We start from the raw sequence: 2,619 nt of genomic DNA on the forward strand, positions 1-2,619 counted from the left end.
CGGGCGACCGAGAAGCGCAGCGATCGGGTGCCGCGCACGCAGCCGTGCAGGGGCTGGACCATGAGCTGGTGTTCGGGGCTGTCCACCCACGCGAGGTACGGCTCGGCGCTGGACCATTCACTCGTGATGAGCCACTGGCTCGGATCCTCGATCGACTTGCACAACTGGTCGCGCAGGTGGCCGGGGACGGCCGCGACCTGGTGGCGGATGTGCTCGTACGCCTCCAGGAAGCGCTGCTCGGCGCCGTCGTGAAGCTCCAGCATGAGCAACACGCGCAGCTTCGAGGTCAGAACTTCGGGCCGGGCCTGGCTTTCCACAAGCGTCTTCATGTCGATCCTTGTCCGTGCTGTCGTCGCGGCGGCCGGCGGGACGGCGGCGCCCTGGGTGGGGATCCCCGAAGCACGACGCGCGGCCGTGCGACGTCCGGATCGCCCGAGGGCGCGAGCAGCGTTGCCGCGCACGCGTCCGTTTCGGTGGAACCGGGAGCCCTTCGCGTCTTCGTCCGGGAACGGGTCCGGATTCGAGAGTGGCGGCACAGACTCACGAGATGCATCTTTTCGTGTCATATGAGTGACATCCGAGCCAAAGCCCGGCACAGAGGGCACAGGAGGGGACTGGCGGAATCGCCCGGTCGACCGCGCACCGCGGATCGGGTCCCCGACCCTTTGGACGACGCAGGAGAAGCGATGAGTCCCGACAATCCCGATAGTCCCGATAGTTCCGACAGTTGCGATGGCCACGACGGCTCCGAGGCCGACGAGCGGGTGCCGGTGTTGATCGTGGGCGGTTCCCTGGTGGGACTGGCCACGTCCGTGTTCCTGGGCCGCCTGGGCGTGCGGCACGTGGTGGTGGAGCGGCATTCCGGTACCTCTCGCCACCCCCGCGGGCGCGGCAACAACGTGCGCACGATGGAGCTCTTCCGCACTGCGGGCGTCGAGGACCGCATCCGTGCGGCGGCCGCGGTACTGGCCGACAACCACGGCATCCTCCAGGCGGACACGATCGCCGGGGGGCAACAGGAGTGGTTGTTCAAGGAGATCGACCCCGGGGGCGGGCTCTCCCGGGTGAGTTCCAGTTCGTGGTGCCTGTGCAGCCAAAACGATCTGGAACCGGTACTGGTGGACTACGCCCGCGAACTCGGCGGGGATCTGCGGTTCGGCACCGAACTCGTCGCGTTCCGGCAGGACTCGGACGGGGTCACCGCGCACCTGGAGGTGCGCGAGAGTGGGGAGCGTCGGGTGGTGCGGGCCGATTACGTCGTGGCCGCCGACGGTCCGCGCAGCCCTGTTCGCGAACGTCTGGGCATCGCGATGTCGGGTCGAGGCGACCTGTTCCACAACGTCAGCATCACGTTCACCGCACCGGACTTGGCCGCCCATGTCGGTGAACGACGATTCATCGTCTGCTATCTGACGAACCCCGCGGGTGACGGCGCGCTGTTGCCGGTGGACAACCGCGAGCGCTGGGTCTTCCACGCGCCGTGGCACCCCGAGCGCGGCGAGGGCATCGAGTCGTTCACCGACGAGCGCTGCGTCGCGCACATCCGGGCGGCGATGGGCGTCCCGGATCTGGAGGTGAAGATCACCGGAAAGGCCCCGTGGCACGCCGCCGAACGGGTCGCGGAGCGCTACCGGGACGGGCGGGTGTTCCTCGCGGGCGACTCGGCCCACGAGATGTCGCCCACCGGGGCGTTCGGTTCCAACACCGGGATCCAGGACGCGCACAACCTCGCGTGGAAACTCGCCGCGGTGCTGGGTCGACACGCCGGCGCGGGTCTGTTGGACACCTACGAGGCGGAGCGCCGCCCGGTGGCGTTGGCCACCAGTGCCCGCGCGTCCACCCGATCGGCGGAGCACAGTCACCCCGGATATGCCGCGCCCACCACCGATGCCGGCCCGAAGCAGCCCGGCGTACTGGGGGTGGTGCTCGGCTATCGCTACGCGTCCGCGGCAGTGGTCGGGGTGGACCCCGAACTTCCGGTACTGCCCGAGCGATTCTGCCCTCCCTGCGGAGAACCGGGCAGCCGGGCACCGCACTTGGTGGTGCTGCACGAGGGCGTGCGGCGCTCCGTCCTGGATCTGTACGAGGACGCGTTCGTGCTCCTGGTCGGCACCGGTGTCGACGGCGACGCGTGGCGCCGGGCGGCACGGGTCGCGGCCGAGCGGCTCGACGTCCGCGTGAGCACATACCGGATCGGCGCGAAGTCGACGCCCGAGGACGTCGAGTTGGTGACCGAACCCGAGGTGTCCTGGGCGGACACCCACGGCGTCACCGAGGGCGGCGCCGTGTTGATCCGCCCCGACGGCTTCGTGGCGTGGCGCGCGAGCGCGGCGGCGGCCGATCCGGAGCGCACCCTGACCGACGTCCTGGCTGCGGTGTCCTGCCGGGTGGGCACGGTTGCACGTTCCTGATCGACGGCTGCACCCGCACGGGGAGGCGACGCACACCCGAAGGGCCCCGGCAGCTTAGGTTCTAGTGGTCGTCGCAACACCCCAGTTCAGGGGGTGCGATGGACTTCGAGGTTCGTGCGGATCGGCGGCCCCAGGGCCCGAGGAAACTGGTCGGTGAGCGGGCGGAATACCTTCGGCTCGTGGATCTTGGGATAAGCAACACGGAAGC

General features: G+C 69.6%; 2 protein-coding genes. One reads left to right on the plus strand and one right to left on the minus strand.

Features of this window, described 5'->3' with window-relative positions; genetic code table 11:
- Positions 1–329 (minus strand): antibiotic biosynthesis monooxygenase family protein (locus tag GT354_RS30540; RefSeq protein ID WP_161359611.1); only part of this gene is annotated, 329 nt, incomplete at its 3' end.
- A 357-nt stretch (positions 330–686) separates the two neighbouring features.
- Between GT354_RS30540 and GT354_RS30545 the strand changes: the two genes are divergently transcribed.
- Positions 687–2,411, plus strand: coding sequence for an FAD-dependent monooxygenase (locus GT354_RS30545; RefSeq protein ID WP_161359612.1), 1,725 nt, complete (start codon positions 687–689; stop codon positions 2,409–2,411).
- The last annotated feature ends 208 nt before the right edge of the window (positions 2,412–2,619 follow it).

It is taken from the genome of Streptomyces sp. SID3343 (genome assembly GCF_009865215.1).
GTDB lineage: Bacteria > Actinomycetota > Actinomycetes > Streptomycetales > Streptomycetaceae > Embleya.

What these genes read in the sequence shown, in the direction of transcription:
- GT354_RS30545 (WP_161359612.1), top strand. Translation starts at nt 687, where the DNA reads ATGAGTCCCGACAATCCCGATAGTCCCGATAGTTCCGACAGTTGCGAT.